Here is a 23,057-nt window from a genome sequence, read left to right on the forward strand (position 1 = left end):
GGTCACGGGTTGATTCGCGACACGCTGGATCCGAGTCGCCAACGCGGCGCGCAACGTGACCGGCGGCACGCCTTCGTGAGCCTCGGGGCCGGGCGCCACGACCGTCGGCCCGGCGACGCCCGCACAGAACGCCGGCGGAGCCCCCGTGGTGACGGAGAGGTCGGGCATCACGACGTGGGATCTCGGCACGCTCCCCGAGGTCGTGGACACGAAGGTGGCCGGTGGAGTGGTCCGCGGGTATCCCGCCCTGGTCGATGACAAGGACTCGGTGTCGCTGCGGATCGAGGCGACTGCAGAGCGGGCGGCAAGGCTCACGCACGGCGGCGTCCGGCGCCTCCTGCTCCTTGCCGTGCCGTCCCCGACGGCCTACGTCCTGGACCATCTCACGTCGGCGGAGAAGCTCGCCCTGGCGACCTCGCCCTACCCGTCGGCGAAAGCCCTGATCGAGGATGCCCGGGTCGCGGTCGCGGATGCCGTGATGGCCCGCACGGCGCCGGTCGTGCGCAGCGGGGCGCAGTTCGACCGGGTCCGCGACGCGCTGTCCCAGGCGATCGTCGACGAGCTCTTCCAGGCGGTGTCGCTGGCCGCGCGGATCCTCACCCTCGCGCGTGAGGTCGAACGAGGGATCAAGGCTCAGAACTCCCTCACGCTCCTCACTGCGCTCGGCGACATCAAGGCGCAGCTCGCGGGGCTCGTGTATCCCGGTTTCGTCGCGCGCACCGGCCTGTCGCGCCTTGCACACCTCCCCCGTTACCTCCAGGGCGCACAGGACCGCCTGGCGACGCTGGCGGACAATCCGGGGCGCGACCGCCAGCGGATGACGGAGTACGAACGCGCCGCCGCGGGGTACCTCGACGCCGGGGGCACCTTCCCCCTCGCGCCCGACGCGCCCGCCGCCCTGGCACGTACCCGCTGGCTCCTCGAGGAGTTCCGCGTGAGCCTCTACGCGCAGCAGCGCGGCACGGCCGAGCCCGTCTCGGCCCAGCGCATCGCGAAGGCCCTGTCGGGGCGCGACTGACCCGCCGCGGCGAAGCGCACCGCGCCGTCAGCTGGCGGCGAGGAGCGCCCGGTAGAAGTCGATGCCCGTCAGCCACGATGCGATGCGGATGCGCTCGTCGTGGGAATGGAGGGCATCGCGTTCGGAGCGCGTCAGGTGGAACGGCGTGAAGCGGTAGACGTGCTCACTGAGGGCGGTGAACCAGCGGCTGTCGCTCGCGCCCAGCTGGATGTACGGCGTCGTGACGACCTCCGCCCCCACCGCGACGGAGACAGCGGTCGCGATCCGTCGCCACGGCTCCCCGCGCCACGGGGAGACCGGGGAGGGGTCGGAGGCGTGCCGCACCTCGATCTCGACCGCGTCGTCGGCGATCACCCGCCGCACGCGTTCGGTGACACCGGCGACCGTGTCGCCCGTCAGGAGGCGGATGTTGACGGCCGCACGCGCCGTCGCCGCCAGCACGTTCTCCCCCGGGGCACCGGAGAGCTCGGTGACGACGGCCGTCGTGCGCACCATCGCGTTCAGCTCCGGCCCGAGCCGGGGGAAGATCCGCGCCATCACCGGGCCGAGCACGCCCATGCGGGCGAACACCGTGCGCAGGGGTGGCCGGGTGTGAGGCGCGAGGGTTGCGAACATGGCGCGGATGGGCGCGGTGATGCGCGGGGGGAACGGCCGGCGGTGGAGGCGGTGGATCGCCCGGGCGAGTCGAGCCGTCGCCGGCAGAGCGGGCGGGGTCGAGGCGTGTCCCCCGGCCTCGTACACCGTGAGGAGCAGCGTCATCACTCCCCGCTCCGCGACGCCCACCATCGCCGTGGGCACCGTGACGCCGGGGACGGCGCCCTCGACGACGGCTCCGCCCTCGTCCAGCACCAGGCCCGGGCGGACGCCCCGGGAGCCGAGCAGCGCGACAATCGCCTGCGCGCCGCCTCCCGCCGTCTCCTCGTTGTGCCCGAACGCCAGGTACACGTCATGCGCGGGGGTGAAGCCGGACGCGACGAGGCCCTCGACCGCCTCGAGGATGGCCACGAGCGACCCCTTGTCGTCGATCGCCCCTCGGGCATGGATCTCCGCCGCATCCCCCTCTCCGACGATGACGGCCTCGAACGGTGCGTGCTGCCAGTCCTTCTCGACCACGGGCACGACGTCGATGTGAGCCATCAGCACCAACGGGTCGGCCTCGCTCCGGCCGCCCCAGCGGTACAAGAGCGAGTGCCCCGCGACCACCTCGCGTTCCAGGTGCGCGTGGAGGAGGGGATAGAGGCGTTCCACGGTCGTCGAGAACACGTCGAAGGCCGCCCAATCGATCACGTCCTCGTCGGCATGGGAGATCGTCGGGATCCGCAGCAGCTCGCGGAAGCGGTCGACGGCGGCATCGGGACGGGGGGCTTCCATTCCTCGAGCCTACGTCGCCCTCGCGTCTCCGAGCGGCGGAGCCGAGCGGGTCACTAGGCTCGGATCATGACCGGACTTCGATGGGGCATCCTCGCCACGGGCGGCATCGCCCACGCCTTCACCTCCGACCTTCGCACCGCGGGCCTGACGGTCACGGCGGTGGGCTCGCGTCGCCCGGAGGCGGCGAGCGCGTTCGCGGAGGAGTTCGCGATCCCGCACGCTCACGGTTCGTACGAAGACCTGGTGGCAGACCCCGACGTGGACATCGTCTACGTCGCGACGCCGCACGGCCGTCATCTCGAAGACGCGGCCCTGGCTCTTCAGGCGGGCAAGCACGTGCTGATCGAGAAGGCCGTCACCCTCGATGCCGACGAGGCCACCGCGCTCCGTGACATCGCCGCCGGTGCCGGGCTCCTCGCGATGGAGGCGATGTGGACCCGCTACCTCCCGCACATGGTGCGACTGCGGAAGATCCTTGCCGAAGGCACGCTGGGCGAGGTGCGCACCGTTTTCGCTGATCACACCCAGCGCATCAGCTCCGACCCGTCCCACCGTCTGAACGCACTCGAGCTGGGCGGCGGCGCGCTCCTGGACCTCGGGATCTACCCGATGTCGTTCATCTGGGACGTGCTGGGGGCTCCCACCTCTCTCCGCGCGAGCGGACGACTGGGCGAGACCGGCGCGGACACCGAGGTCGCCGTCTCCCTCACCCACGCGTCGGGCGCCGTCTCGTCGTTCGTCACCTCCTCCCGCGCGGCGGGACCCAACACCGCACACATCGTGGGCACCGAGGCGCGGATCGAGATCGACCGGGTCTGGTACACCCCGACCTCGTTCCGGGTCATCGGCCATGACGGCACCGTCCGCGAGGAGTACCGGTCCGAGGTCGAGGGCCGCGGCATGCAGTTCCAGGCTCTCTACGCCGAGAAGCTGCTCGCCGAGGGACGCACCGACAGCGACGTCCTCCCCTTCTCCGAGAGCGTCGCGATCATGGCGAGCCTCGACGAGGTCCGCTCGCAGATCGGCGTCGTCTACCCAGAGAAGCGGTGACCCGCGGGCGGACGGGACGTCGGCCGGCGCGGGTCGAGAAGAGCCGATCAGGGGCGGATCCGGCCGCCGGGCCGGTACAGTGTCGTTCGTGGTAGGCCGGAACCCTCCGCCCGGTTCGCAGTCGTCGCTCCGGGAAGCGAACAGGACTCGTGTCGTCGAGTCCCTCAAGAGGCATGGCCGCCTGACGCAGATCGAGCTGGCCGGGAGCACGGGACTGTCGCCCGCGACCGTCTCCAACATCGTCAAGGAGCTGACCTCCGCCGGGGTCCTCCACACCTCTTTCACCTCGCGCAGCGGACGACGGGCCACCCTCGTCTCGCTCGCCCGGCGTGTGGGCCTCGTGGCCGGGGCGCACTTCAGCACGCGGCAACTGCACCTCGCGATCGCCGACGCCACGCGGGCCACCGTCGCCGAGACCGTGGTGCCCCTCGCCCCCGGTCACCGCCACGACGCGGAGCTGGACCGGCTGACGCTCCTTCTCGGCGACATGATCGAGTCTCTCGGGGGCCAGCTCACCGATCTGCTGGCCATCGGGGTCGCCCTCCCCGCCCCCATCGACCCGCGCACCGGCATGGTCTCCACTCCGGGCCTCCTGCCCGGATGGGAGGGCGTCGATGTCGCGGCGAGCCTGTCCGCCCGCGTCGGTCGTCCCGTCTTCGTCGACAGCGAAGCCAACCTCGGCGGTCTCGCCGAAGCCCGCGAGACCGCCAACCGCGGCGTCAGCTCATCGGTGTTCGTCCGCGTCGGCCACACGATCAGCGCCGGCCTCATCGTCGATGGCGACTTGTTCCGCGGCGTGAGCGGCAAAACGGGGCAGATCGGCCACGTCACGATCGACGAGAACGGCCCGGTCTGCCGATGCAGCAACCGGGGCTGCCTCGAGATGTACGCTGCCGCCCCGGCCCTGCTCGCTTTGTTCCCCGAGAGCGAGGGAATGCAGCGTCTCACCGACCTCCTCGCCGCTTCCGACGCCGGCGTCAGCAGTGCGCAACGCGTCATCGCCGACGCCGGCCGCCACATCGGCATCGCGGTGGCGAGCCTGTGCAACCTGTTCGATCCCGAGCGGATCATCGTCGGCGGCGAGCTGGCCCAGGCCGGCGAGATCCTCATGGCCCCGATGCGGCACGCGCTGGAACGGTCGGCTCTCGTGGCGGCGGGGGGCCTGCCCGAGATCGTCGCCGCGTCCTTCGGCGAATGGGGAGAGACGCGAGGAGCCATCGCGTTGGCCCTGGACCACGTGAGTGTCGACGCCGATGTCGTCACCCGCCTCGCGTGAGCCCCACCGACACCCGAGGAGATCACGCCACGTGCACCGTCGCACCCTCGCCGTCCTCCTGATCGCGGCGCTGACCTCGACATCCCTCGTCGCCTGCGGCGCACCCGGAGGCGGTCCGGAGATCGCGCTGCTGCTGCCCGACAAGAAGACCGCGCGGTACGAGACCTTCGACCGTCCGGTGTTCGAGGAGCGGGTCGCCGAGCGGGGCGACTACGACGTGCTCTATGCCAACGCCGACCAGGACGCGGCCAAGCAACAGCAGCAAGCGGAGTCGGCACTCGCTGCGGGGGTCAAGGTGCTCGTGCTCGACCCGGTCGACGCGAAAGCGGCCACCACGATCGTCAACGCCGCCCGGGCACAGGGTGTGCCGGTGGTCTCGTACGACCGACTCGTGGACGGTGGCGGCTTGGCCTACTACGTCTCCTTCGACAACGTCCGCGTCGGCGAGCTACAGGCCCAGGCCCTGACGCAGGCGCTGGAAGACCAAGGAGATCCCGACGGCGGCGTGCTGATGGTCAACGGATCGCCCACCGACAGCAATGCCGCTCTCTTCCGCGAGGGTGCGCTCCGAGTGCTCGCCGAGAACGATGTGCGCGTGCTCGCCGAGTACGCGACACCGGACTGGAGCCCCGACAAGGCGCAGGACTGGGTGGCCGGTCAGATCAGCCAGTACGGCGACCGGATCGCCGCGGTCTACGCCGCCAACGACGGCACCGCCAGCGGAGCGATCGCTGCTCTGCGCGCCGCGGACGTGACGCCGCTGCCGATCGTCACCGGCCAGGATGCCGAGCTCACCGCGGTGCAGCGCATCCTCACGGGAGATCAGTACATGACGGTGTACAAGGCCCTGCGTCCGCAGGCCCAGCGCGCCGCCGATGTCGCGGTCGACCTCGTCGAGGGACGCGAGGTCGTCGGCGACACCGAGGTCGACGGCATCCCGGCGACGCTGCTGGTTCCGGTCGCGGTGACCGCGGACGACATCATGTCGACTATCGTGGCGGACGGCTTCTGGTCCGTCGCAGACATCTGCACCCGCGAGTACGAGGCCGCGTGCACCGCCGCCGGCATCCGTGAGGACGACACCCCGTGACCACCCCCTCCCCGACCCGCACCGGTCGACACCGAGAGCGTGTGCTGACGATGCGCGGCATCGGCAAGCACTTCGGGGCGGTCAAGGCGCTCACCGACGTCGACTTCTGGGTCAACGAGGGTGAAGTGGTAGCCCTCATCGGCGACAACGGGGCCGGCAAGTCCACCCTCGTCAAGGTGCTCGCCGGCGTCCACCCACCCGACAGCGGCACGATCGAGTTCGACGGGGAGCCCGTGCACATCGGAAGCCCCGCCGATGCGCAGGACCTCGGAATCGCGACGGTGTTCCAGGATCTCGCGCTCTGCGACAACCTCGATGTCGTGGCGAACCTGTGGCTCGGCCGGGAACTGGTCACCGACGGCTCCCTCGACGAAGTGGACATGGAGCAGCGCACCTGGACGCTGCTCCGCGAGATCGCCGCGAAGATCCCCTCCGTCCGCACGCCCGTCGCGGCGCTGTCGGGCGGGCAGCGACAGACGGTGGCGATCGCCCGATCGCTGATCGGCGAGCCGCGCGTCGTGATCCTCGACGAGCCGACCGCGGCGCTGGGGGTCGCCCAGACGGCCGAAGTGCTCAACCTCATCGAGCGATTGCGCGAACGCGGTCACGGCGTCGTGCTGATCAGCCACAACATGGCCGACGTGCTCGCTGTCGCCGACCGGATCGTGGTGCTGCGCCTCGGGCGCAACAACGGCGAGTTCACCGCCGCCGACGTCACGAGCGAGACCCTGATCGCTGCGATCACCGGCGCTCTCGATCTCACCCGGCGGGCTCCCCCGCCCTCGCGTCCCCCGGCGGGTGAGGGCGAGATCATCCCGCTGTCCGCCCGTCGCCGGCCGGGAGCCGCGCCGTGAGCGTCGACGCCCTCGAGCGGCCGAGCTTCCGAAGCCGGATGCAGGCACTCGGCGCCCGTATCCGCGGCGGCGACCTCGGCGCGCTCCCCGTGATCTCGGGCCTCATCGTCATCTGGGGCGTCTTCCAGGCACTGAACCCCGTCTTCCTCTCCTCGACGAACCTCGTCAACCTCACGATGCAGTGCGCGTCGATCGGCACGATCGCCCTCGGCATCGTGCTCGTCCTCCTCCTCGGCGAGATCGACCTCTCGGTCGGTTCCGTCTCGGGACTGGCCGGAGCGGTCCTCGCGGTCACCTTCGTGCAGGCGGGGTGGCCGCTCGTGTTCGCGCTGCTGGCAGCCCTCGCCGCGGGAGCCGCCGTCGGCGCCCTCTACGGCCTGCTCTTCACCCGCTTCGGCCTGCCGAGCTTCGTGATCACCCTCGCGGGTCTGCTGGGGGTGCTGGGCGCACAGTTGTGGGTGCTGGGCGAGACCGGATCCATCAACCTCCCCTTCGACTCGTGGATCGTGCAGTTCGCGCAGCAGATGTTCCTGCCAACGTGGCTGTCGTACCTCCTGGTCGCTCTCACGGTGGCCGCCTACGCGCTCTCGCTCCGACGTCGCGCGCGTCGCCGCGCCGCCGCCGACCTCGTCAGTCAGAGCGGCGTGGAGATCTCGATCCGCACGGGTCTCCTCCTCGTCGTGCTCTCGGGCGCCACCTGGTACCTCAACCTGTCGCGCGGGGTGGGCGTGATGTTCGTGTTCTTTCTGGCGCTGGTCGTGGCGACCCACCTCGTGCTCTCGCGCACCCGGTGGGGACGTGCCGTGTACGCCGTCGGCGGCTCGGTCGAGGCCGCGCGACGCGCGGGCATCCGCGTCGAGCGGATCTATCTCTCCGTCTTCACCCTCTGCACGACCCTCGCCGCCGTCGGTGGCATCCTCGCCGCCGCACGCCTGGCCGCGGCCAATCAGAGCTCGGGCACGGGCGACATCAACCTCAACGCGATCGCCGCCGCCGTCATCGGCGGGGTCTCCCTCTTCGGCGGGCGCGGCACCGCCTTCGCCGCGCTCCTGGGGGTGATCGTCATCCAATCGATCAGCTCCGGCCTGACGCTGCTGAATCTGGACTCCTCGGTGCGTTTCGTGGTGACCGGCGTGGTCCTCGTGCTCGCCGTGATCGTGGACTCGCTCTCCCGCCGCACGCGCGCCGCCGTCGGCCGCGCCTGACCGCACGGAGCATCGCCGCTGCGTTCATCTGGCGAACGCGCTGAGACCGATACCAGTTCTTTATGTTCACATCTTGACTCCAAGACTTGAACACATAAAGATCGGTCCAGATGCGAAGACGCATCCTCGACTCGCAATTCGATGTGGAAGGCGAATGATGAAGAAGTCTCTCCTGGCGGCTGCCGCTCTCGGCACCGCTGCACTCCTGCTGGCCGGCTGTTCCAGCACCACCCCGTCCCCGGGATCCAGCGGCAACGGCAGCGAACCGCCGGCCGCCGCCGGCCGCGCCTGCGTGATCCTGCCCGACGCCGCCTCCTCCCCCCGCTGGGAGAACTTCGACCGGAAGTACCTGCAGGAGGGTCTCGAGGGCGCCGGCTTCGAGGTCGACATCCAGAACGCGCAGGGCGACGTCTCGAAGTACACGACCATCGCCGACCAGCAGCTCACGCAGGGCTGCGGCGTCATGCTGCTCGTCGACTACAACGGCGCGGCCGAAGGCGTGGCCACCAAGGCCAAGGGCCAGGGCATCCCGGTCGTCGCCTATGACCGTCCGTTCAAGGGCGCCGACTACTACGTGTCGTTCGACAACGTGGAGGTCGGCCGTCTGGAGGGCCAGACGGTGCTCGACGGACTCAAGAAGGCCGGCAAGGACCCCAAGACGGCCCAGGTGTTCTACATGGGCGGTGACCCGACCGACGGCAACGCTGCCATGTTCCGCAGCGGCGCGGTCGAGGTCATGGAGGCGGCCGGCATCAAGCCCGTCGCCGAGCCGACCGGCGTCTGGGACGGCGCGAAGTCGCAGACCAACTTCGAGCAGGCCCTGACGGCCAACGACGGCAAGGTCGACGGCGTCTGGGCGGCCAACGACACGAACGCCGACGGCGTCATCAAGGTCCTCCAGGACAAGGGCCTCACCGGTGTCGCGGTCTCCGGTCAGGACGCGAACCTCGAGGGCCTGCGCAACATCCTCACCGGATGGCAGACGGCGACGGTCTACAAGCCGGTCAAGCTCGAGGCCGACAAGGCCGTCGAGGTGGCCACCGCGCTGCTGAAGGGCGAGAGCGTCAGCGCCGACCAGAAGCTCGAGGACGGCACGCCGTACATCGCCGTCACCCCGCAGCTGGTCGGTCCCGAGCAGGTCAAGGACGTCGTCGCCGCCGGTGACGCCTCCGCCTCCGAGATCTGCACCGGTGACATCGAAGGCGTGAGCCTGGCCGACAAGTGCGAGGAGTTCGGCGTCAAGTAAACGCCCTCCTCCGGGAGGCGTCGCATCGTCCCGCGGTGCGACGCCTCCCCTCATGCACACCGACCACATCGCAAGGAAGCGAGACATGACAGAACCGATCATCAGACTGCGCGGGGTGAAGAAGTCCTTCGGCCCCGTGAGCGTCTTGAAGGGCGTCGACCTCGTCGTCATGCCCGGCAAGGTGACCGCCCTCGTGGGAGACAACGGCGCCGGGAAGTCCACCCTCATCAAGGGCCTGGCGGGTGTCCAGCCCTACGATGACGGCGAGGTGCTCTTCGACGGCTCCCCCGCCACGCTCCACACCCCCCGCGACGCGGCGGCGCTCGGCATCGAGGTCGTGTATCAGGACCTCGCCCTGTGCGACAACCTCGACATCGTCCAGAACATGTTCCTCGGCCGCGAGGAGCTCTCCGCGGGCACCTTCGACGAGGGCCGGATGGAGCGTGAGGCCTCCGACACGCTCCGCTCGCTCTCGGTCCGCACCGTCAAGTCGGTACGGCAGAAGGTGTCCTCGCTCTCGGGTGGGCAGCGACAGACGGTCGCCATCGCCCGCGCCGTACTCAAGAAGGCACGCGTGGTGATCCTCGACGAGCCCACCGCGGCGCTCGGCGTGGCCCAGACCGAGCAGGTCCTGAACCTCGTCAGCCGCCTCAGCGAGCAGGGCGTCGCCGTCGTGCTCATCAGCCACAACCTCGCCGACGTCTTCGCCGTCGCCGACGACATCGCGGTGCTCTACCTCGGCCAGATGGTCGCGCAGGTGCCGACCGCCGAGACCACACGCGACGACATCGTCGGCTACATCACCGGCACGAAGGTGCCCGCGGGGGTCGAGCTGATCGGCACCAGCACCATCAAGATCGGAGGAGACGCATGACCACCAGCCAGCGCACCGCAGCGGCGCCCGACCCCGTGGCCAGCGACCTCATCGGGAGCGGGGTCGAAGGCGGCCTCGGCGACCAGGTCAGCGCATGGTGGCAGCGCGTCCGCGGAGGCGAGATGGGCGCCCTTCCGGCGATCGCGGGGCTCCTGTTCCTCACCGTCCTGTTCGGGATCCTCAACCCGTACTTCCTCACCCCGGTCAACTTCGCGAACTTGATGAACCAGTCGGCCGCCCTCGTGGTGCTCGGCATGGCGCTCGTGTTCGTGCTGCTCCTCGGGGAGATCGATCTGTCCGCCGGCGTCACCGGCGGTGTCGCGATGGCCACCTTCGTCGTCCTCAACGTCAAGGGCGGCGTCCCGTGGCCGCTCGCGCTCGCGACGGGCTTCGCCGTGGGCCTGGCCACCGGGGCGCTCATCGGGTTCCTCGTCGCACGGGTGGGGATCCCGTCGTTCGTGGTGACCCTGGGCCTGTTCCTCGGCTACCAGGGACTGGCGCTGCTCATCATCGGCGCCGGCGGACTCTATCCCATCAACGCGCCCGAGGTGATCGCGCTCCAGAACGGACGGCTTCCGGTGTGGGGAGGCTGGGTGATGCTCGCCATCATGCTCCTCGTCTCGGGGGCGACCTCCGTGTGGGATCGCCGTCGCCGCGCGCGTGCCGGCGTTCCGAACCGGCCGGTGTCGCTCGTGTGGATCAAGCTCTTCGTGATCGCGCTCGTCGGAGGCGCCGCCGTGGCGGTCCTGAACCTCAACCGTTCGCAGTCGGTGATTCCGATCGAGGGGGTGCCGATCATCGTCCCGGTGGTCCTGGTGATCCTGTGGGCGGGCACGTTCCTGCTCGACCGCACCCGGTTCGGACGCTACGTCTACGCGATCGGCGGCAACGCCGAGGCCGCTCGCCGCGCCGGCATCAAGGTGCGCCTCATCAAGTGGTGGTGCTTCGTGATCTGCTCGGGCCTTGCCGTCATGGCCGGCCTGTTCGCGCAGGCCCGGATCGGATCGGTCGACGGTGCCGCCGGACGTGACATCGTCCTGTCGGGCGTCGCGGCTGCCGTCGTCGGTGGGGTCAGCCTCTTCGGCGGACGGGGACGTCTCGTGCATGCGGCCATCGGCGCCCTCGTGATCGCGATGATCATCAACGGACTGGGGCTCTTGCGACTGGACGCCGGGATCAACCTGCTGGTCACCGGCGGCGTGCTGATCCTCGCCGCCACGGTGGACGCGATCTCGCGCCTGCGGGGAGGAAACGTCCGGAGTTAGTCGTCCGCGGTTCCCTGCTGCTGCGCCCTGCGACGCGCGATCTCGGCACGCAGCCGATCCTCTTCGATCTCCCGTTCGAGATCGGCGAGCTGCTGCTCGGTCGTTCGCGTGTCGCGGGGCGCTGCCGCGGGGGGCGCCGGTTCGCTCGCCCAGGGCGCGAACTGCGGGGGCCGCGGCGCCTGCCGCTCGGGATACTCCCGCCCGATCGCGAACCACAGGATCGTTCCGAGCAGCGGCAGGAGGATCACGAGGAAGAGCCACACCATCTTGGGAAGGTGACGCACCTGGCTCTCGTCGCGCAGGATGATGTCGACCACGGCGAAGACCATTCCCACCAGCACGAGCAGGGAGAAGACGTAGGGCATGGGCGCGAGTCTATGAGAGTGCGGTGACGGCGCGCATCTCCCCGACCACCCTGACACACTGGTGACATGCCTGATCCGCAGAACCCGCGTGTGGCCGTGTACCTGGACTTCGACAACATCGTGATGAGCTGGTACGACCGTCTGCACGGCCGGAACGCCTACGCCCGCGACCGGCAGCGGATCGCCGACGATCCCTCGGAGCCTGAGGTCGCCGCCCGGCTCAAGGACGCGACGATCGACGTGGGAGCCATCATCGACTACGCCGCCTCGTTCGGCACGCTCGTGCTCACCCGCGCGTACGCCGACTGGTCCTCTCCCGTCAACGCCGTCTACCGGTCGCAGCTCGTGGCCCGCGCCGTCGACCTCGTCCAGTTGTTCCCGGCGGCCGCCTATGCCAAGAACGGCGCCGACATCCGCCTCGCCGTCGACACCGTGGAGGACATGTTCCGGCTCCCCGATCTGACGCACGTCGTGATCGTCGCGGGCGACAGCGACTACGTCCCGCTCGCCCAGCGCTGCAAGCGGCTCGGGCGGATCGTCGTGGGCGTCGGCGTGGCGGGCTCGACGGCCAAGTCGCTCGCGGCCGCGTGCGACCAGTTCGACGCGTATGACACCCTTCCCGGCGTCCAGCTCCCGGAGGAGCCCGAGAAGAAGGCCGACGCCGCTCCCGTGCGCCGCAAGCGCGCGACCGTCGACGCGGCCGGCGACCTGCTGGCCCGCGCCCTGCGACTGGAGCAGGAGCGCACGGACGACGAGTGGGTGCACCTGTCTGCCGTGAAGAACCTCATCAAGCGCATGGACCCCTCCTTCAGCGAGAAGGCCCTCGGGCACCGGTCGTTCTCCGACTTCGTCGGGGCGCACCCGAAGGTGGCCGAGCTCGACGAGTCGACCAACATCGTGCGCGTCCGGCTCGTCGCCGACCGCTGACCCGCTGACACCACGACCCACGACCCACGACAGGCCGCCGGAGCGGATGACCGCCCCGGCTCCCTCCTGAGTCTCCTCAGGCCGCGAAGGGGATGACTCCCACCAGCACACCGACCGCGAGCATCGCGATGGAGACGACCGTCGCGCGCCACAGCACCTTCTTGTGATGGTCGCCCAGGTTGACGTTGGCGAGCGACACCAGTAGCAGGATGGCCGGCACGAGCGGGCTCTGCAGGTGCACCGGCTGTCCGGTGATCGAGGCGCGGGCCATCTCCACCGGTTCGATGCCGAAGTGAGAGGCGCTCTCGGCGAGCACCGGCAGGATCCCGAAGTAGAACGCGTCGTTGGACATGAAGAACGTGAACGGGATCGAGAGCACCCCGGTGATCACCGCGAGGAACGGTCCGAGAGAGGCCGGGATCACCGAGGTGATCCACGAGGCCATCGCCGTGACCATGCCGGTGCCGTTCAGGACCCCCACCAGGACCCCGGCCGCGAGCACCATCGAGACGACGCCGACGATGGAGGGTGCATGGGCCACGATCTCGTCGGCTTGCCCTTTGAGCTTCGGGAAGTTCACGATCAGCGCGATGGCGGCACCCACCATGAAGACGATGGCGAGCGGGAAGAGGTCGAGCACGAGCAGCACCATCACGGCGACGGTGAGGACCAGGTTGAACCAGATCAGCTTCGGCCGCAGGGTGGGACGGTGCGGGTCGAGCATCGTGTCGGCCATCGCGGTGTCGGTCGCCGAGACCAGATCCGCCGCCGCGACGGCGGAGCGAGCTCCCCGCACCGTGACGACGTTGCCGGTCCGCAGCGTCGCGGCGGCGCCGGGCTTGGGCTCCGCGCCGCGGACGATGCGCGGTGCGGCGAACAGTCCTTCGCGCCGCTGCCCGTCCAGCCGGCTGCTGTCGATCGAGCCTCCCAGGCGACGGCGCTCCCCGAGCCCCAGGAACCAGGCGAACGCCAGCGCGATCACGAGGCCCGTGGCCAGCGACGGGAGCATCGGCACGAAGATGTCGGTCGGCTGCAGCCCCAGGGCAGAAGCGGCGCGCACCGTCGGGCCGCCCCACGGGACGATGTTGAGGGTGCCGTTCATGAGTCCCGCGACGCAAGTGAGCACGACGGGGCTCATCCCCAGGCGCAGGTAGATCGGCAGCATCGCGGAGGTGGTGATGATGAACGTCGTCGATCCGTCGCCATCGAGCGAGACGGCTCCGGCGAGGATCGCCGTGCCGAGGACGACCTTCGCCGGGTCGTCGCCCAGGACCCGGGTGATGACGCGGATGAGCGGATCGAACAGGCCGACGTCGATCATGATGCCGAAGTACATGATCGCGAACATGAGCAGGGCCGCCGTCGGCGCCATCGACTTGATGGCGTCGATCACCATGTCGCCGATTCCGAGACCCGCCCCCGCGAAGAGGCCGAAGATCGTCGGAACGATGATGAGGGCGACCATGGGCGTCAGCCGCCTCGTCATGATGAGCGCCATGAAGGTGAGGACCATCGTGAACCCGAGCAGCACCAGGACGCCGTCGGACGGCGTGAACGCGAGGTCGTAGCCGTCTTCGGCGGCTGCCGTCACTACGGCGGGGATGAGGGACATCTCGACTCCTTCGTCTGCGACCCACCGGCGTCGTGGATCGGGTCCCGTGAAATCTAGGGACTTCCCCGCCCCGCCGCGCGCTAACTCTCATTGCGAGACTTCTGCGCGATCCGCGGGTTACGCGCATAATGCTCACCAGGGAGGTGGCCATGAGGTTCGCGACGCGTGCAGTGCTGCTCCTAGGGGTGACCGTCGTCGCCGTGGTCGCCGTGTGCACGGCGGTGTTCGCCCTCCTCGGCATCCAGCAGTTGCGCGAGGAGGCCGAGAAGTCTGCGCTGAACATCGCTCGGACCGTCGCCGTCGACCCTCAGGTGCGCGCGGAGGTGGCGCGGATCAGCGCCCAGGCCGAGACCCCGTCCCCCGAGCGACTGCGCAGCGGTGAGTTGCAACGTCTCGCTCAGGCGGTGACGGACCGCACCGGGACGCTGTTCGTCGTCATCGCCGACGACGCCGGGATCCGCCTCGCCCATCCCGACCCGTCGCTGCTCGGCCAGCGCGTGAGCACCGACTTCCGCGATGTCCTGGCCGGCAACGAGGTGGTCACCTGGGAGCAGGGCACGCTCGGCGTCTCGGCGCGGGCCAAGGTGCCGCTCCTGCCGCCGGGCGGCGGTCGTCCGGTGGGCGAGGTGAGCGTCGGCTTCGAGCCCGCCAGCGTCTTCGACGACCTCCCGGCCCTCATCGGCGGTATCGCCGCAGCCGCGGCCGCCGCCCTCGTCCTGGGAGTCCTCGCCGCGGTGGTCCTGCGCCGCCGGTGGGAGCGGCTGACCCTGGGCCTCCAACCGGAGGAGCTCGTGGCCCTCGTCCAGAATCAGGCCGCCGTGCTGGACGGCGTCGGAGACGGTGTCATCGCGCTCGACGAGTCGGGCACCGTGCGCGTGTCGAACGAGACCGCCCGCCGACTCCTCGAGCTGCCCGTGCCCGAGGGCCGGTCCCTCTCCGAGCTCGGCGTGGGTCCCGTCGTGCTGGCGGCCGTCCGCGAAGGCACCGCGGGAGACGGCGTCGTCGCCGGGGACAGGGTGCTCTACGTGGATGCGCAGCCCGTGCGCCACGCCGGCCGGGACCTCGGAACCGTGTTGATCGTGCGCGACCGCACCGATCTCGTGGCGCTGACGGAGCGGCTGGAGACGGTGCGCGCGATGACCGGGGCGCTCCGCGTGCAACGGCACGAGTTCGCCAACCGGATGCACGTGGCGGCCGGACTGCTCGACGCGGGCCGCGTGGAGGAGGCGCGCGACTTCCTCTCCGAGCAGGTGCAGCGCGGGCCCGTGGACTACGCCGTGGAGAACCTCGACGAGATCGGAGACGCTCTCCTGCACGCCCTCATCGGTGCCCATGCGCTCGAGGCCGGCGAACGCGGAGTGCGCATCGCCGTCACCGCCGACTCTCTGCTGCTGTCGCCGGTGCGAGACCCCGAGGATGTCGCCGCCGTCCTCGGGAACCTGCTGCACAACGCGGTGCGCGCCGCCGTCGAGGGTCCGGAGCCGCGCCGAGTGGAGATCGGTTGCTACGGCGACGGCGCCGATCTCGTCCTGACGGTCGCCGACTCCGGAAGCGGGGTCCCGCACGACGTCGACCCGTTTGCGCGGCGTCCCCGGCTGGACGCGGCAGAGACCGACCGCGTCCACGGCCTCGGCGTCGGGCTTCCCCTCTCCCGCGAGCTCGCCCGCCGCGGCGGCGGTGACGTGTGGCTGATCGAGGCCGGGGGCGACGGATCCGGCGCGGTGTTCGGCGCCCGGCTCGTGGACGTGCTCGACACCGCCTTCACCTCGGCCTCTGGTCCGGGAGACGACTCGGGACTCCCCGCCGCGCCATCAGGAAAGGACGACCACGAATGACCTCCCCCGTTCGCGTGCTCATCGTCGACGACGACTTCCGCGTCGCGGGGCTCCATCGCGACCTCGTCGCCGCACGACCCGGCTTCGTCGTCGCCGAGCCCGCACACACCCTGGCCGACGCGGCGGATGCCCTCCGGGCCGAGCGATTCGACCTGCTCCTGGTCGACGTCTTCCTTCCCGACGGCGATGGCATCACGTTCGCCCGCGGCGTCGACATCGACACGATCGTGCTGTCGGCGGCGACCGATGCCCCGACCGTGCGGCGAGCATTGCGCGCCGGTGCGCTCACCTTCCTCCCGAAGCCCTTCGAGGCCCGCGCCCTGAGCGACCTGCTGGAGCGCTACCTCCGTTTCCGCAACGTCCTGAACGCGGAGCGGGCCCTGACGCAGGACGACATCCAGCGCGCGCTCGGGATCCTCCACGGCGGTGCGGAATCCGCCACGGTGTCGCGGTCGGCCACGGAGAACGTCGTATTGGAAGCGCTCGGCGACGGGGAGTCCTCGGCGTCGGAGATCGCGGAACGCGCCGGGGTGTCCCGGGCCACGGCCCAGCGTCATCTGTCGGCGCTGGCGATGCGCGGTGTGGTCGACGTGCGGCTGCGCTATGGGGCGACCGGCCGCCCTGAGCACCGATATTCCGTCGCCGAACCCGGCGTCACTCGCGGCGGTGCGCGGCGCTGACCGGCAGCACGCGACGTCAGTCGCGCGTGGACCAGAGCGCCCAGGCCACGAGCACCGGCTGGAAGAGGAGGCGCACGAGGCGAGCGCGGTCGCTGTCCAGACCGAAGCCACGTCGCTTTCCGAGCGCCTGCGCGATGTTGCCGGGAAAGATCGCCACGAAGAACGCCGCCAGCACAGCGCCCACGCGGCGTCGCTCGCGCGGGAGCGCGACGAGGGCTGCTCCGAGCATGATCTCCACCGCCCCCGAGGCCACGACCACACCGTCCTTGTCGATGGGAAGGACCTCGGTGACGAGATCGGGAACCTGAGCCTGGAACTCGCGCCGCGCCCAGAACAGATGACTGAGCCCCGCGAACACCATGCCTCCGGCAAGAACCGTGCGGGCGAGTGTCTTCATCTCCCGAGTATGCCTCGCGGCACGAGCCACGGGAACGGGCCATCCCGAGCGGGAGCGCTCCCGTCGCCGCGGTCGCTGGGTAGGCTGAAGGGGTGAGCGATGGGGCGCGGACAGCGATCGTGCGGATGCCGGACGGCACCGTCAAACAGGTCGGTCCCCTCACCGGAACCCGGGTGTGGACCGTGCCCGGACGTGCTCACCGGCCCCTTTCGCCGCCACGCGACGATCCGCGACGCCTCGCCCCGGGCGAGGAGCGACGCCTGTGCGCGTTCTGCGTCGACCGCTACCTCGAGACCACGCCCGAGAAGGCCCGCCTGGTCGGATCCGACTTCGTCGAGCACCGTCACGTGCCGGCGGATGAGGTGGACGACTCGGTGGCGGAGTTCCGCCGGTTCGGGAACCTCTTCGAGATCGTCTCGGCGGAGTACTGGCGCGAGAATCACGGCTTCCGGCAGCCGGCGGCGGTCATCGAGTGGGCGCAGGAGTATCTGTCGAGCCCGATCGGGCGCGCCCACCTCGAGAAGCTCGCCGCCATCCGCGCGGCGGCCTCGGGCATCCCCCAGTCGCTGGAAGAGGCGACCCTCGATCTGCTCGGCGGCTCGCACGACGTGATCGTCGCCCGGCGCCACGTCGCCGACGGCGCCGAGACCGACGACGACCTCGTCTCGTCGGGGCGGCTGACTCCGGAAGAGCACGCGGCCTACTTCGCCTTCACCGTCCGCTCCCTCGCCGAGATCCAGGCGTCACAACCTCACGCCGCCTACGTCGCCGTCTTCCAGAACTGGCTCCGCCCGGCCGGCGCCTCCTTCGACCACCTGCACAAGCAACTGGTCGCCATCGACGAGCACGGACCGCAGGTCGATCGCGAGCTCAGCATGCTCGCGGCCGATCGAGACCTCTACCAGCACCGGATCGCAGATCTCGCCGTCGAGGAGGGACTCATCGTGGCCGCCAACGACCACGCGGTCGCCTTCGCGGGCGTCGGGCACCGTTACCCCGCGTTCGAGGTGTACTCGCGCTCCTCGGCCAATCTGCCGCAGGAGCACTCCGCGGCGGAGGTCCGCGGGATGTCCGACCTCGTCCACGCCCTCCACGCCGCGACCGGCGTGCACGTGCCGACGAACGAGGAGTGGCACTACCGCCCGCCCGAGGCCCCCTGGCCGATGCCGTGGCGGGTCGTGCTGAAGTGGCGCATCTCCAACCCCGCCGGCTTCGAGGGCGGCACCAAGGTGTACGTCAACACCATCGACCCGTGGGAGCTGCGCCGACGGGCGGTGGAGGCTCTGATCCCGCTGCGTCTCGACGGCTCGATCGCCCCCGACCTCCGGATCGGCGAGGAATGCACGGCCGACGACGCACGGCTGCGCTACAGCGAGCCGGCCGCCCCCGCGTCGCCGGCGGCTCCGGGCGCGGAAGAGGCGGAGTGAGCTTCCCCTTCCCCTCTCTCCGCCGGTGGCCCGACGTCGAGGCCCCCGATCTCCTGGCTGCCGACGCCGCCGACCGGCTCCTGATCGATGAGTCGCGCGACGCCCGCGCCGCTCTCGGTCGCGGTGAGCTCACCGTGATCGGGGACGCGTACGGCGCGCTCACCCTCGCCGCCGTGCACGAAGGAGCGACGGAGGTCCGCACCCACCAGGACCCGCTGACGGGCGAGCGGGCGCTGGAGGCGAACGCGTCCCGGCTCGGCGGTTCCGGCGGCTTCACCTTCCACGCGCTGGCCGCCGATCTCGTGCGCGACGCGCGCGTCGTGCTGGTGCGCCTTCCCCGCACCCTCGACGCCCTTCGCGACATCGCCGGCCTCGTTGCCGCGCACGCCTCGCCAGAGGTCACGGTGTTCGCCGGGGGCCGAGTGAAGCACATGTCCCCCGCGATGAACGACGTGCTGCGCGAGTCGTTCGGCCGGGTCGATGTGACCCACGCGCGGCAGAAGGCGCGCGTGCTGGTCGCACGAACACCGATCGGCGGCCGGGATCCCCTTCCCGCGACGGCGCAGGCCGACGGACTGACGCTGTGCGCCTTCGGCGGTGTCTTCGCCGGCGCCCGGATCGACATCGGGACGCGGCTGCTGCTGGATCACCTTCCCGGCGCGGTCGACGGCGGATCGGACGACGACCCGCTCATCGACTTGGCCTGCGGGAACGGCGTGGTGGCCACGGCGCTGGCACTGCGTCACCCGTCCGCCCGCGTCTACGCCTGCGATCAGTCCGCGGCCGCGGTCGCCTCGGCACGTGCGACGGCGGCGGCCAACGGCGTCGACGACCGCGTCCGTGTGGAGCGCGCCGACGGCCTGGACGCCCGTCCCGACGCCTCGGCGTCGTTCATCGCCCTCAACCCGCCGTTCCATTCCGGTGCCGCCGTGACCGATCGTCTGGCCCCGCGGCTGTTCGCCGACGCCGCGCGCGTCCTCCGGACCGGCGGCCAGCTGTGGTGCGTGTGGAACTCGCCGCTGCGCTACCGGAGCGCGCTGGAGCGGCTGGTGGGCCCCACCCGGCAGGTCGCCCGCAACGCGAAGTTCACCGTCACGGTCTCCACGCGCCGCTGACGTTCACCCGTCTGCCGAGCGCGGCGGAAGGCGGGGGACGGAGGAGCGCAGCCGTCGCGTATAGGGATGTGTGGGAGCGGTGAGGACACGTTCCGTGGGACCTTGCTCGACGATGCGTCCCGACTCCAGCACGGCCATGCGGTCGCAGAGGGCGGCGACGATCGTGAGGTCGTGTGAGACGAGCAGGAACCCGATTCCCTGGTCGTGCGCGAGACGCTGCAGGAGCTCGATCACCTGCATCCGCACCGACGTGTCGAGGGCGCTCACCGGCTCGTCGGCCAGCAGGATCTGCGGCCGCGGCGCCAGCGCCCTCGCGATCGCGATGCGCTGGCGCTGACCACCGGAGAAGGCGTCCGGGTATCGGTCGGCGGCGTCGGTGGGAAGCTCGACCGCCGCGAGCAGCTCGGCCACGCGAGCGCGATGGTCGCCGCCGATGCCCAGCGAGCGGAGCGGCTCGGCGATCGAGCGTCCGACCGGCATCCGCGGGTCCAGCGAGGAGTACGGGTCTTGGAAGACGGGCTGCACGGCACGACGGAACGCGCGTCGGGTATGGCGGGGTGCGACACGGCGTCCGTCGGCGCTGAGCGTCTCCCCCGCGAACCTCACCGTCCCCGTCGTGGGAGCGAGAAGGCCGAGGAGGGCACGGAGCACTGTCGTCTTTCCCGCGCCGGACTCCCCCACGAGCCCCAGGCTGTCTCCCGGAGAGACCGAGACCGACACGTCGGAGAGCACGGTCCGGGCGCCGTAGGCGACGGAGATCCCCTCGGCGCTCAGGAGCGGGGGTGGTGCGACGCCGGTCATGAGGCAGGCTCCTCTGCACCGAGGTCTGTATCGAGGGCCGGAAGGAGGTCGTCGAGGCGGCGGGAGGCCTCGACGAGTCGTGCCGTGTACGGATCGCCCGGCGCGTGCAGGATGCGCGCCGTCGTGTCGAGCTCGACCTGCCGCCCGTGCCGGAGCACCAGCACGCGATCGGCGATCCCCGCGATGACGGGAAGGTCGTGGCTGATGAACAGGAGCGTCATCCCGCGCTCACGCACTTCGCGCTCGAGCAGTTCGAGGATCCCCGCCTGCACCGTGACGTCGAGGGCGGTGGTGGGCTCGTCGGCGATGAGGATCTGCGGCCCCGCCGCCAGCGCCAAGGCGATGGCCGCGCGCTGGCGCTGGCCACCCGAGATCTCGTGGATGAGCGAGCGCGCGATCCGCTCCGGATCGGTCAGCTGCACATCGGCGAGCGCGTCGAGCACGGCGCGCCGAAGGGCCTCGCCGCGCAGCCCGCGGTGGCGGCGCAGCGGCCAGGCGAGCTGGGCTCCGACTCGCATGAGCGGATCCAGCGAGGCCAGGGGCTCTTGGAAGACCGCGCCGACGACCGCGCCGCGCACGCGATCGAGCCGCCGGGAGCGGGCACCGATCACCTCGACGACCTCGTCGTCCGGCGCCAGTCGCACCGATCCTTCCGCCGTGAGCGGATAGGGCAGGAGACCCAACACCGCGAGCGCGGTGAGGGACTTGCCCGATCCCGACTCGCCGACGATGCCGATCCGCTCCCCGGGTGCGACGGCGAGATCGATACGGTGCACGAGCGGAGTGTCGGTGTCGAGAGTCGATCGCACCGACAGCCCGGTGATCTCCAGCGCCGCGGTCATCCGATGCTCCTCGTCGTGGGGTCGGCGATGTCCCGGATGCCGTCGGCAAGCAGGTTCATGCCGACGATGAGGGCGACCAGGAGCACGCCGGGGACGATCGCGGCGGTCGGGGCGATGAGGACGGTACTCTGCGCCTCCTGCAGCATGCGCCCCCAGGAGGCGTTGGGAGGCGGCGAGCCGAGCCCCAAGTAGGAGAGCGATGCCTCGGCACCCACGGCTCCGCCGAACTGCAGCGCCAAGGGCACGATGAGCGTCGGCCAGACGTTGCGGAGCACGTGGTCGCGAAGGATCCCGAGCGTCCCCGTGCCGGAAGTGCGCGCGGCGGTCACATAGTCCTGCGCAAGGACGCGGGTGGCCGTCACGCGGGTGAGGCGCGCGATCACTGCGGCCCCCGCGAGTCCGATCGCGAGGATCGCCGACTCCAGCGAGGCTCCGCGCCACGCGACGATCAGCATCGCCAGCAACAGCGTCGGGAAGGCGATCGCGATGTCCAGCAGGCTGGACAGGGCGTCGTCGACCCAACGGCGAGCGACAGCGGCGAGCAGTCCCAGCGCGATGCCGACGACGGCCGCGATGACGACCGAACCGAAGCCCACGGCCAGGGCGAGACGGGCGCCGATCATGAGCTGAGTGAACAGGTCCCGACCGAGGCGATCGGTTCCGATCCAGTGCTCGGCCGAGGGCGGCTGCAACCGCCCGCCCGCGGTGTCGTCGGGAGCGTAGGGCGTCCAGAAGAAAGACAGCAGACCGACGACGGCGATGACGCCGAACAGCGCGCCGCCGACGATCAGGTTGACCGAGCGCCGACGCCGCGGACGGGAGCGTACGGCGGCGGGAGCGGGGAGCAGGGCGGTGGTCATGCGCGGGCCCGCGTTCGCCGGTTGCCGGAGAGGGAGTCGCGCAGCCGCGGATCGATGAGGCGCTGCGTGATGTCGGCCGCGAACCCGAGGAGGAGGACGAGCGCGGTCGAGAACAGGAGGACCCCCTGGATGCTGGGGAAGTCCTGCTCTTTGATCCCGACCAGGAGCATGTCGCCGAGCCCCGGGAGCGCGAAGACGCGCTCGATGATGACGGCGCCCACGAACGTGGTCGACAGCTGGATCGCGAGGATCGAGATGAGCGGGACGACACCGTTACGCACCCCGTGACGCCACATCGCGGTGCCGAAGCTCTGACCGGTGGCCCGCGCCGCCCGGAGGTACTGCTGCCCCAACACGTCGAGCGTCGCGCTGCGGACGTAGCGGGCCAGGTCGCTGCCGGCCACCAGGGCGATCGTGAGCACGGGCAGAGCGAGGGCATACAGCGCCGCTCCCGGATCCTCCCAATCGGTGCGCGGGAACCCTCCCGCGGGGAACAGCCGCCAGCCGAGAGAGAGCACCGAGACGAGCAGGATCCCGACCCAGAAGACCGGAATCGCTCCCCCGAGCTGCGTCATCGCCGAGAAGGCGGTGCCGTACCAGGTGCGGGACTTCCACGCGGCGAAGAACCCCACCGGGATCGCGATCAGCGCCGACAGTGCGAAGGAGAGGAGCGTGAGCGGGAGGGTGACGTTGAGGCGGCGGACGATCTCGTCCCCCACCGACAGATGGTTGGTGAAGGACTGGCCGAGGTCGAACGAGGCGAGCTGGGCGAGGTAGGAGACGAACTGCTCCGGGAGGGGGCGGTCGACCCCCAGGCGCGCGGCCGCCGCGGCGACCTCCGCGTCGGTGGCTCCCACCGAGATGAGGGCGAACACGGGATTGCCCAGCACGCGGAGGACGACGAACAGGATCGTCACCGCCAGCGCGAAGGCCAGCAGCAACAATCC

The 23,057-nt window shown here is 70.7% G+C and carries 22 protein-coding genes; 14 read left to right on the top strand and 8 right to left on the bottom strand.

All coding sequences use genetic code 11. The annotated features are described in order from the left end of the window. Positions 1-148 precede the first annotated feature (148 nt). Complete coding sequence (locus tag QM591_RS00225) at positions 149-1,018, top strand: DUF3418 domain-containing protein (RefSeq protein ID WP_415128388.1); 870 nt, start codon at positions 149-151, stop codon at positions 1,016-1,018. 27 nt (positions 1,019-1,045) lie between these two features. Here the strand turns inward: QM591_RS00225 and QM591_RS00230 are convergent, their stop codons facing one another. Continuing rightward, the gene (locus QM591_RS00230; RefSeq protein WP_415128390.1) at positions 1,046-2,389 is read right to left on the bottom strand and encodes a M20/M25/M40 family metallo-hydrolase; all 1,344 of its coding nucleotides are present in this window, start codon (positions 2,387-2,389) and stop codon (positions 1,046-1,048) included. Between the two features lie 66 nt (positions 2,390-2,455). Here QM591_RS00230 and QM591_RS00235 point away from each other — a divergent pair, with 66 nt between their 5' ends. From QM591_RS00235 to QM591_RS00270, 8 genes are all read left to right on the top strand, one after another. Then, positions 2,456-3,439: a Gfo/Idh/MocA family protein gene (locus tag QM591_RS00235; protein ID WP_415128392.1), complete on the top strand. Its 984-nt coding sequence runs from the start codon at positions 2,456-2,458 to the stop codon at positions 3,437-3,439. Positions 3,440-3,527: 88 nt separating this feature from the next. Then, entirely contained in the window at positions 3,528-4,715 is a 1,188-nt protein-coding gene (locus tag QM591_RS00240; protein ID WP_415128394.1) for an ROK family transcriptional regulator, read from the top strand. Positions 4,716-4,746: 31 nt separating this feature from the next. After that, a complete protein-coding gene (locus QM591_RS00245; RefSeq protein ID WP_415128396.1) occupies positions 4,747-5,805 on the top strand; it encodes a sugar ABC transporter substrate-binding protein in 1,059 nt (352 codons plus the stop codon). Positions 5,806-5,855: 50 nt separating this feature from the next. Then, positions 5,856-6,659, top strand: a complete 804-nt coding sequence (locus QM591_RS00250; RefSeq protein WP_415128510.1) for an ATP-binding cassette domain-containing protein — start codon at positions 5,856-5,858, stop codon at positions 6,657-6,659. A gap of 38 nt (positions 6,660-6,697) precedes the next feature. Then, positions 6,698-7,864 (top strand): sugar ABC transporter permease, encoded by a 1,167-nt coding sequence (locus tag QM591_RS00255; protein ID WP_415128512.1) that lies wholly within the window; start codon positions 6,698-6,700, stop codon positions 7,862-7,864. A gap of 157 nt (positions 7,865-8,021) precedes the next feature. After that, positions 8,022-9,110, top strand: coding sequence for a sugar ABC transporter substrate-binding protein (locus tag QM591_RS00260; protein WP_415128398.1), 1,089 nt, complete (start codon positions 8,022-8,024; stop codon positions 9,108-9,110). 85 nt (positions 9,111-9,195) lie between these two features. Next, positions 9,196-9,984, top strand: coding sequence for an ATP-binding cassette domain-containing protein (locus tag QM591_RS00265; protein ID WP_415128400.1), 789 nt, complete (start codon positions 9,196-9,198; stop codon positions 9,982-9,984). Then, on the top strand, positions 9,981-11,249 hold the full coding sequence (locus QM591_RS00270; protein WP_415128402.1) for a sugar ABC transporter permease: 1,269 nt from the start codon (positions 9,981-9,983) through the stop codon (positions 11,247-11,249). Before QM591_RS00265 ends, QM591_RS00270 begins: the two co-directional genes overlap by 4 nt. On the opposite strand, the gene QM591_RS00275 is transcribed toward QM591_RS00270, so the two are convergent. Then, positions 11,246-11,614 (bottom strand): PLDc N-terminal domain-containing protein, encoded by a 369-nt coding sequence (locus QM591_RS00275; RefSeq protein WP_415128404.1) that lies wholly within the window; start codon positions 11,612-11,614, stop codon positions 11,246-11,248. The two genes, QM591_RS00270 and QM591_RS00275, sit on opposite strands and share 4 nt — an antisense overlap. A gap of 66 nt (positions 11,615-11,680) precedes the next feature. Between QM591_RS00275 and QM591_RS00280 the strand changes: the two genes are divergently transcribed. Then, on the top strand, positions 11,681-12,541 hold the full coding sequence (locus QM591_RS00280; protein WP_415128406.1) for an NYN domain-containing protein: 861 nt from the start codon (positions 11,681-11,683) through the stop codon (positions 12,539-12,541). A 76-nt stretch (positions 12,542-12,617) separates the two neighbouring features. Here the strand turns inward: QM591_RS00280 and QM591_RS00285 are convergent, their stop codons facing one another. Continuing rightward, positions 12,618-14,153, bottom strand: coding sequence for a CitMHS family transporter (locus QM591_RS00285; protein WP_415128408.1), 1,536 nt, complete (start codon positions 14,151-14,153; stop codon positions 12,618-12,620). 149 nt (positions 14,154-14,302) lie between these two features. On the opposite strand from QM591_RS00285, the gene QM591_RS00290 reads away from it, so the two are divergent. Both QM591_RS00290 and QM591_RS00295 read left to right on the top strand, forming a co-directional pair. Continuing rightward, on the top strand, positions 14,303-15,988 hold the full coding sequence (locus tag QM591_RS00290) for an ATP-binding protein (RefSeq protein ID WP_415128410.1): 1,686 nt from the start codon (positions 14,303-14,305) through the stop codon (positions 15,986-15,988). Further along, positions 15,985-16,668 (top strand): response regulator, encoded by a 684-nt coding sequence (locus QM591_RS00295; RefSeq protein WP_415128412.1) that lies wholly within the window; start codon positions 15,985-15,987, stop codon positions 16,666-16,668. Before QM591_RS00290 ends, QM591_RS00295 begins: the two co-directional genes overlap by 4 nt. Before the next feature lie 16 nt (positions 16,669-16,684). Here QM591_RS00295 and QM591_RS00300 read toward each other — a convergent pair whose 3' ends face one another. Further along, positions 16,685-17,065, bottom strand: coding sequence for a hypothetical protein (locus QM591_RS00300; protein WP_415128414.1), 381 nt, complete (start codon positions 17,063-17,065; stop codon positions 16,685-16,687). Between the two features lie 92 nt (positions 17,066-17,157). Between QM591_RS00300 and QM591_RS00305 the strand changes: the two genes are divergently transcribed. Further along, positions 17,158-18,492: a DUF4921 family protein gene (locus tag QM591_RS00305; protein WP_415128416.1), complete on the top strand. Its 1,335-nt coding sequence runs from the start codon at positions 17,158-17,160 to the stop codon at positions 18,490-18,492. Then, the gene (locus QM591_RS00310) at positions 18,489-19,607 is read left to right on the top strand and encodes a class I SAM-dependent methyltransferase (RefSeq protein WP_415128418.1); all 1,119 of its coding nucleotides are present in this window, start codon (positions 18,489-18,491) and stop codon (positions 19,605-19,607) included. Before QM591_RS00305 ends, QM591_RS00310 begins: the two co-directional genes overlap by 4 nt. Positions 19,608-19,610: 3 nt before the next feature. Here the strand turns inward: QM591_RS00310 and QM591_RS00315 are convergent, their stop codons facing one another. The 4 genes from QM591_RS00315 to QM591_RS00330 are packed head-to-tail and all read right to left on the bottom strand — an operon-like array spanning position 19,611 to position 23,051. Continuing rightward, positions 19,611-20,408, bottom strand: coding sequence for an ABC transporter ATP-binding protein (locus QM591_RS00315; RefSeq protein WP_415128420.1), 798 nt, complete (start codon positions 20,406-20,408; stop codon positions 19,611-19,613). Continuing rightward, the gene (locus QM591_RS00320; RefSeq protein ID WP_415128422.1) at positions 20,405-21,250 is read right to left on the bottom strand and encodes an ATP-binding cassette domain-containing protein; all 846 of its coding nucleotides are present in this window, start codon (positions 21,248-21,250) and stop codon (positions 20,405-20,407) included. Before QM591_RS00320 ends, QM591_RS00315 begins: the two co-directional genes overlap by 4 nt. Further along, a complete protein-coding gene (locus tag QM591_RS00325) occupies positions 21,247-22,110 on the bottom strand; it encodes an ABC transporter permease (protein ID WP_415128424.1) in 864 nt (287 codons plus the stop codon). Before QM591_RS00325 ends, QM591_RS00320 begins: the two co-directional genes overlap by 4 nt. After that, entirely contained in the window at positions 22,107-23,051 is a 945-nt protein-coding gene (locus tag QM591_RS00330) for an ABC transporter permease (RefSeq protein WP_415128426.1), read from the bottom strand. The genes QM591_RS00325 and QM591_RS00330 overlap by 4 nt, the downstream gene beginning before the upstream one ends. Positions 23,052-23,057: the final 6 nt, after the last annotated feature.

Origin of the sequence: Microbacterium sp. (genome assembly GCF_047607225.1) — a bacterium.
Classification (GTDB): Bacteria; Actinomycetota; Actinomycetes; order Actinomycetales; family Microbacteriaceae; genus Microbacterium.

Bases quoted from the DNA above. Each gene is read 5' to 3' on its own strand.
- QM591_RS00230 (WP_415128390.1), bottom strand. From the start codon at position 2,389: ATGGAAGCCCCCCGTCCCGATGCCGCCGTCGACCGCTTCCGCGAGCTG.
- QM591_RS00235 (WP_415128392.1), top strand. From the start codon at position 2,456: ATGACCGGACTTCGATGGGGCATCCTCGCCACGGGCGGCATCGCCCAC.
- QM591_RS00250 (WP_415128510.1), top strand. From the start codon at position 5,856: ATGCGCGGCATCGGCAAGCACTTCGGGGCGGTCAAGGCGCTCACCGAC.
- QM591_RS00255 (WP_415128512.1), top strand. From the start codon at position 6,698: ATGCAGGCACTCGGCGCCCGTATCCGCGGCGGCGACCTCGGCGCGCTC.
- QM591_RS00260 (WP_415128398.1), top strand. From the start codon at position 8,022: ATGAAGAAGTCTCTCCTGGCGGCTGCCGCTCTCGGCACCGCTGCACTC.
- QM591_RS00265 (WP_415128400.1), top strand. From the start codon at position 9,196: ATGACAGAACCGATCATCAGACTGCGCGGGGTGAAGAAGTCCTTCGGC.
- QM591_RS00270 (WP_415128402.1), top strand. From the start codon at position 9,981: ATGACCACCAGCCAGCGCACCGCAGCGGCGCCCGACCCCGTGGCCAGC.
- QM591_RS00275 (WP_415128404.1), bottom strand. From the start codon at position 11,614: ATGCCCTACGTCTTCTCCCTGCTCGTGCTGGTGGGAATGGTCTTCGCC.
- QM591_RS00280 (WP_415128406.1), top strand. From the start codon at position 11,681: ATGCCTGATCCGCAGAACCCGCGTGTGGCCGTGTACCTGGACTTCGAC.
- QM591_RS00285 (WP_415128408.1), bottom strand. From the start codon at position 14,153: ATGTCCCTCATCCCCGCCGTAGTGACGGCAGCCGCCGAAGACGGCTAC.
- QM591_RS00290 (WP_415128410.1), top strand. From the start codon at position 14,303: ATGAGGTTCGCGACGCGTGCAGTGCTGCTCCTAGGGGTGACCGTCGTC.
- QM591_RS00295 (WP_415128412.1), top strand. From the start codon at position 15,985: ATGACCTCCCCCGTTCGCGTGCTCATCGTCGACGACGACTTCCGCGTC.
- QM591_RS00300 (WP_415128414.1), bottom strand. From the start codon at position 17,065: ATGAAGACACTCGCCCGCACGGTTCTTGCCGGAGGCATGGTGTTCGCG.
- QM591_RS00315 (WP_415128420.1), bottom strand. From the start codon at position 20,408: ATGACCGGCGTCGCACCACCCCCGCTCCTGAGCGCCGAGGGGATCTCC.
- QM591_RS00320 (WP_415128422.1), bottom strand. From the start codon at position 21,250: ATGACCGCGGCGCTGGAGATCACCGGGCTGTCGGTGCGATCGACTCTC.
- QM591_RS00325 (WP_415128424.1), bottom strand. From the start codon at position 22,110: ATGACCACCGCCCTGCTCCCCGCTCCCGCCGCCGTACGCTCCCGTCCG.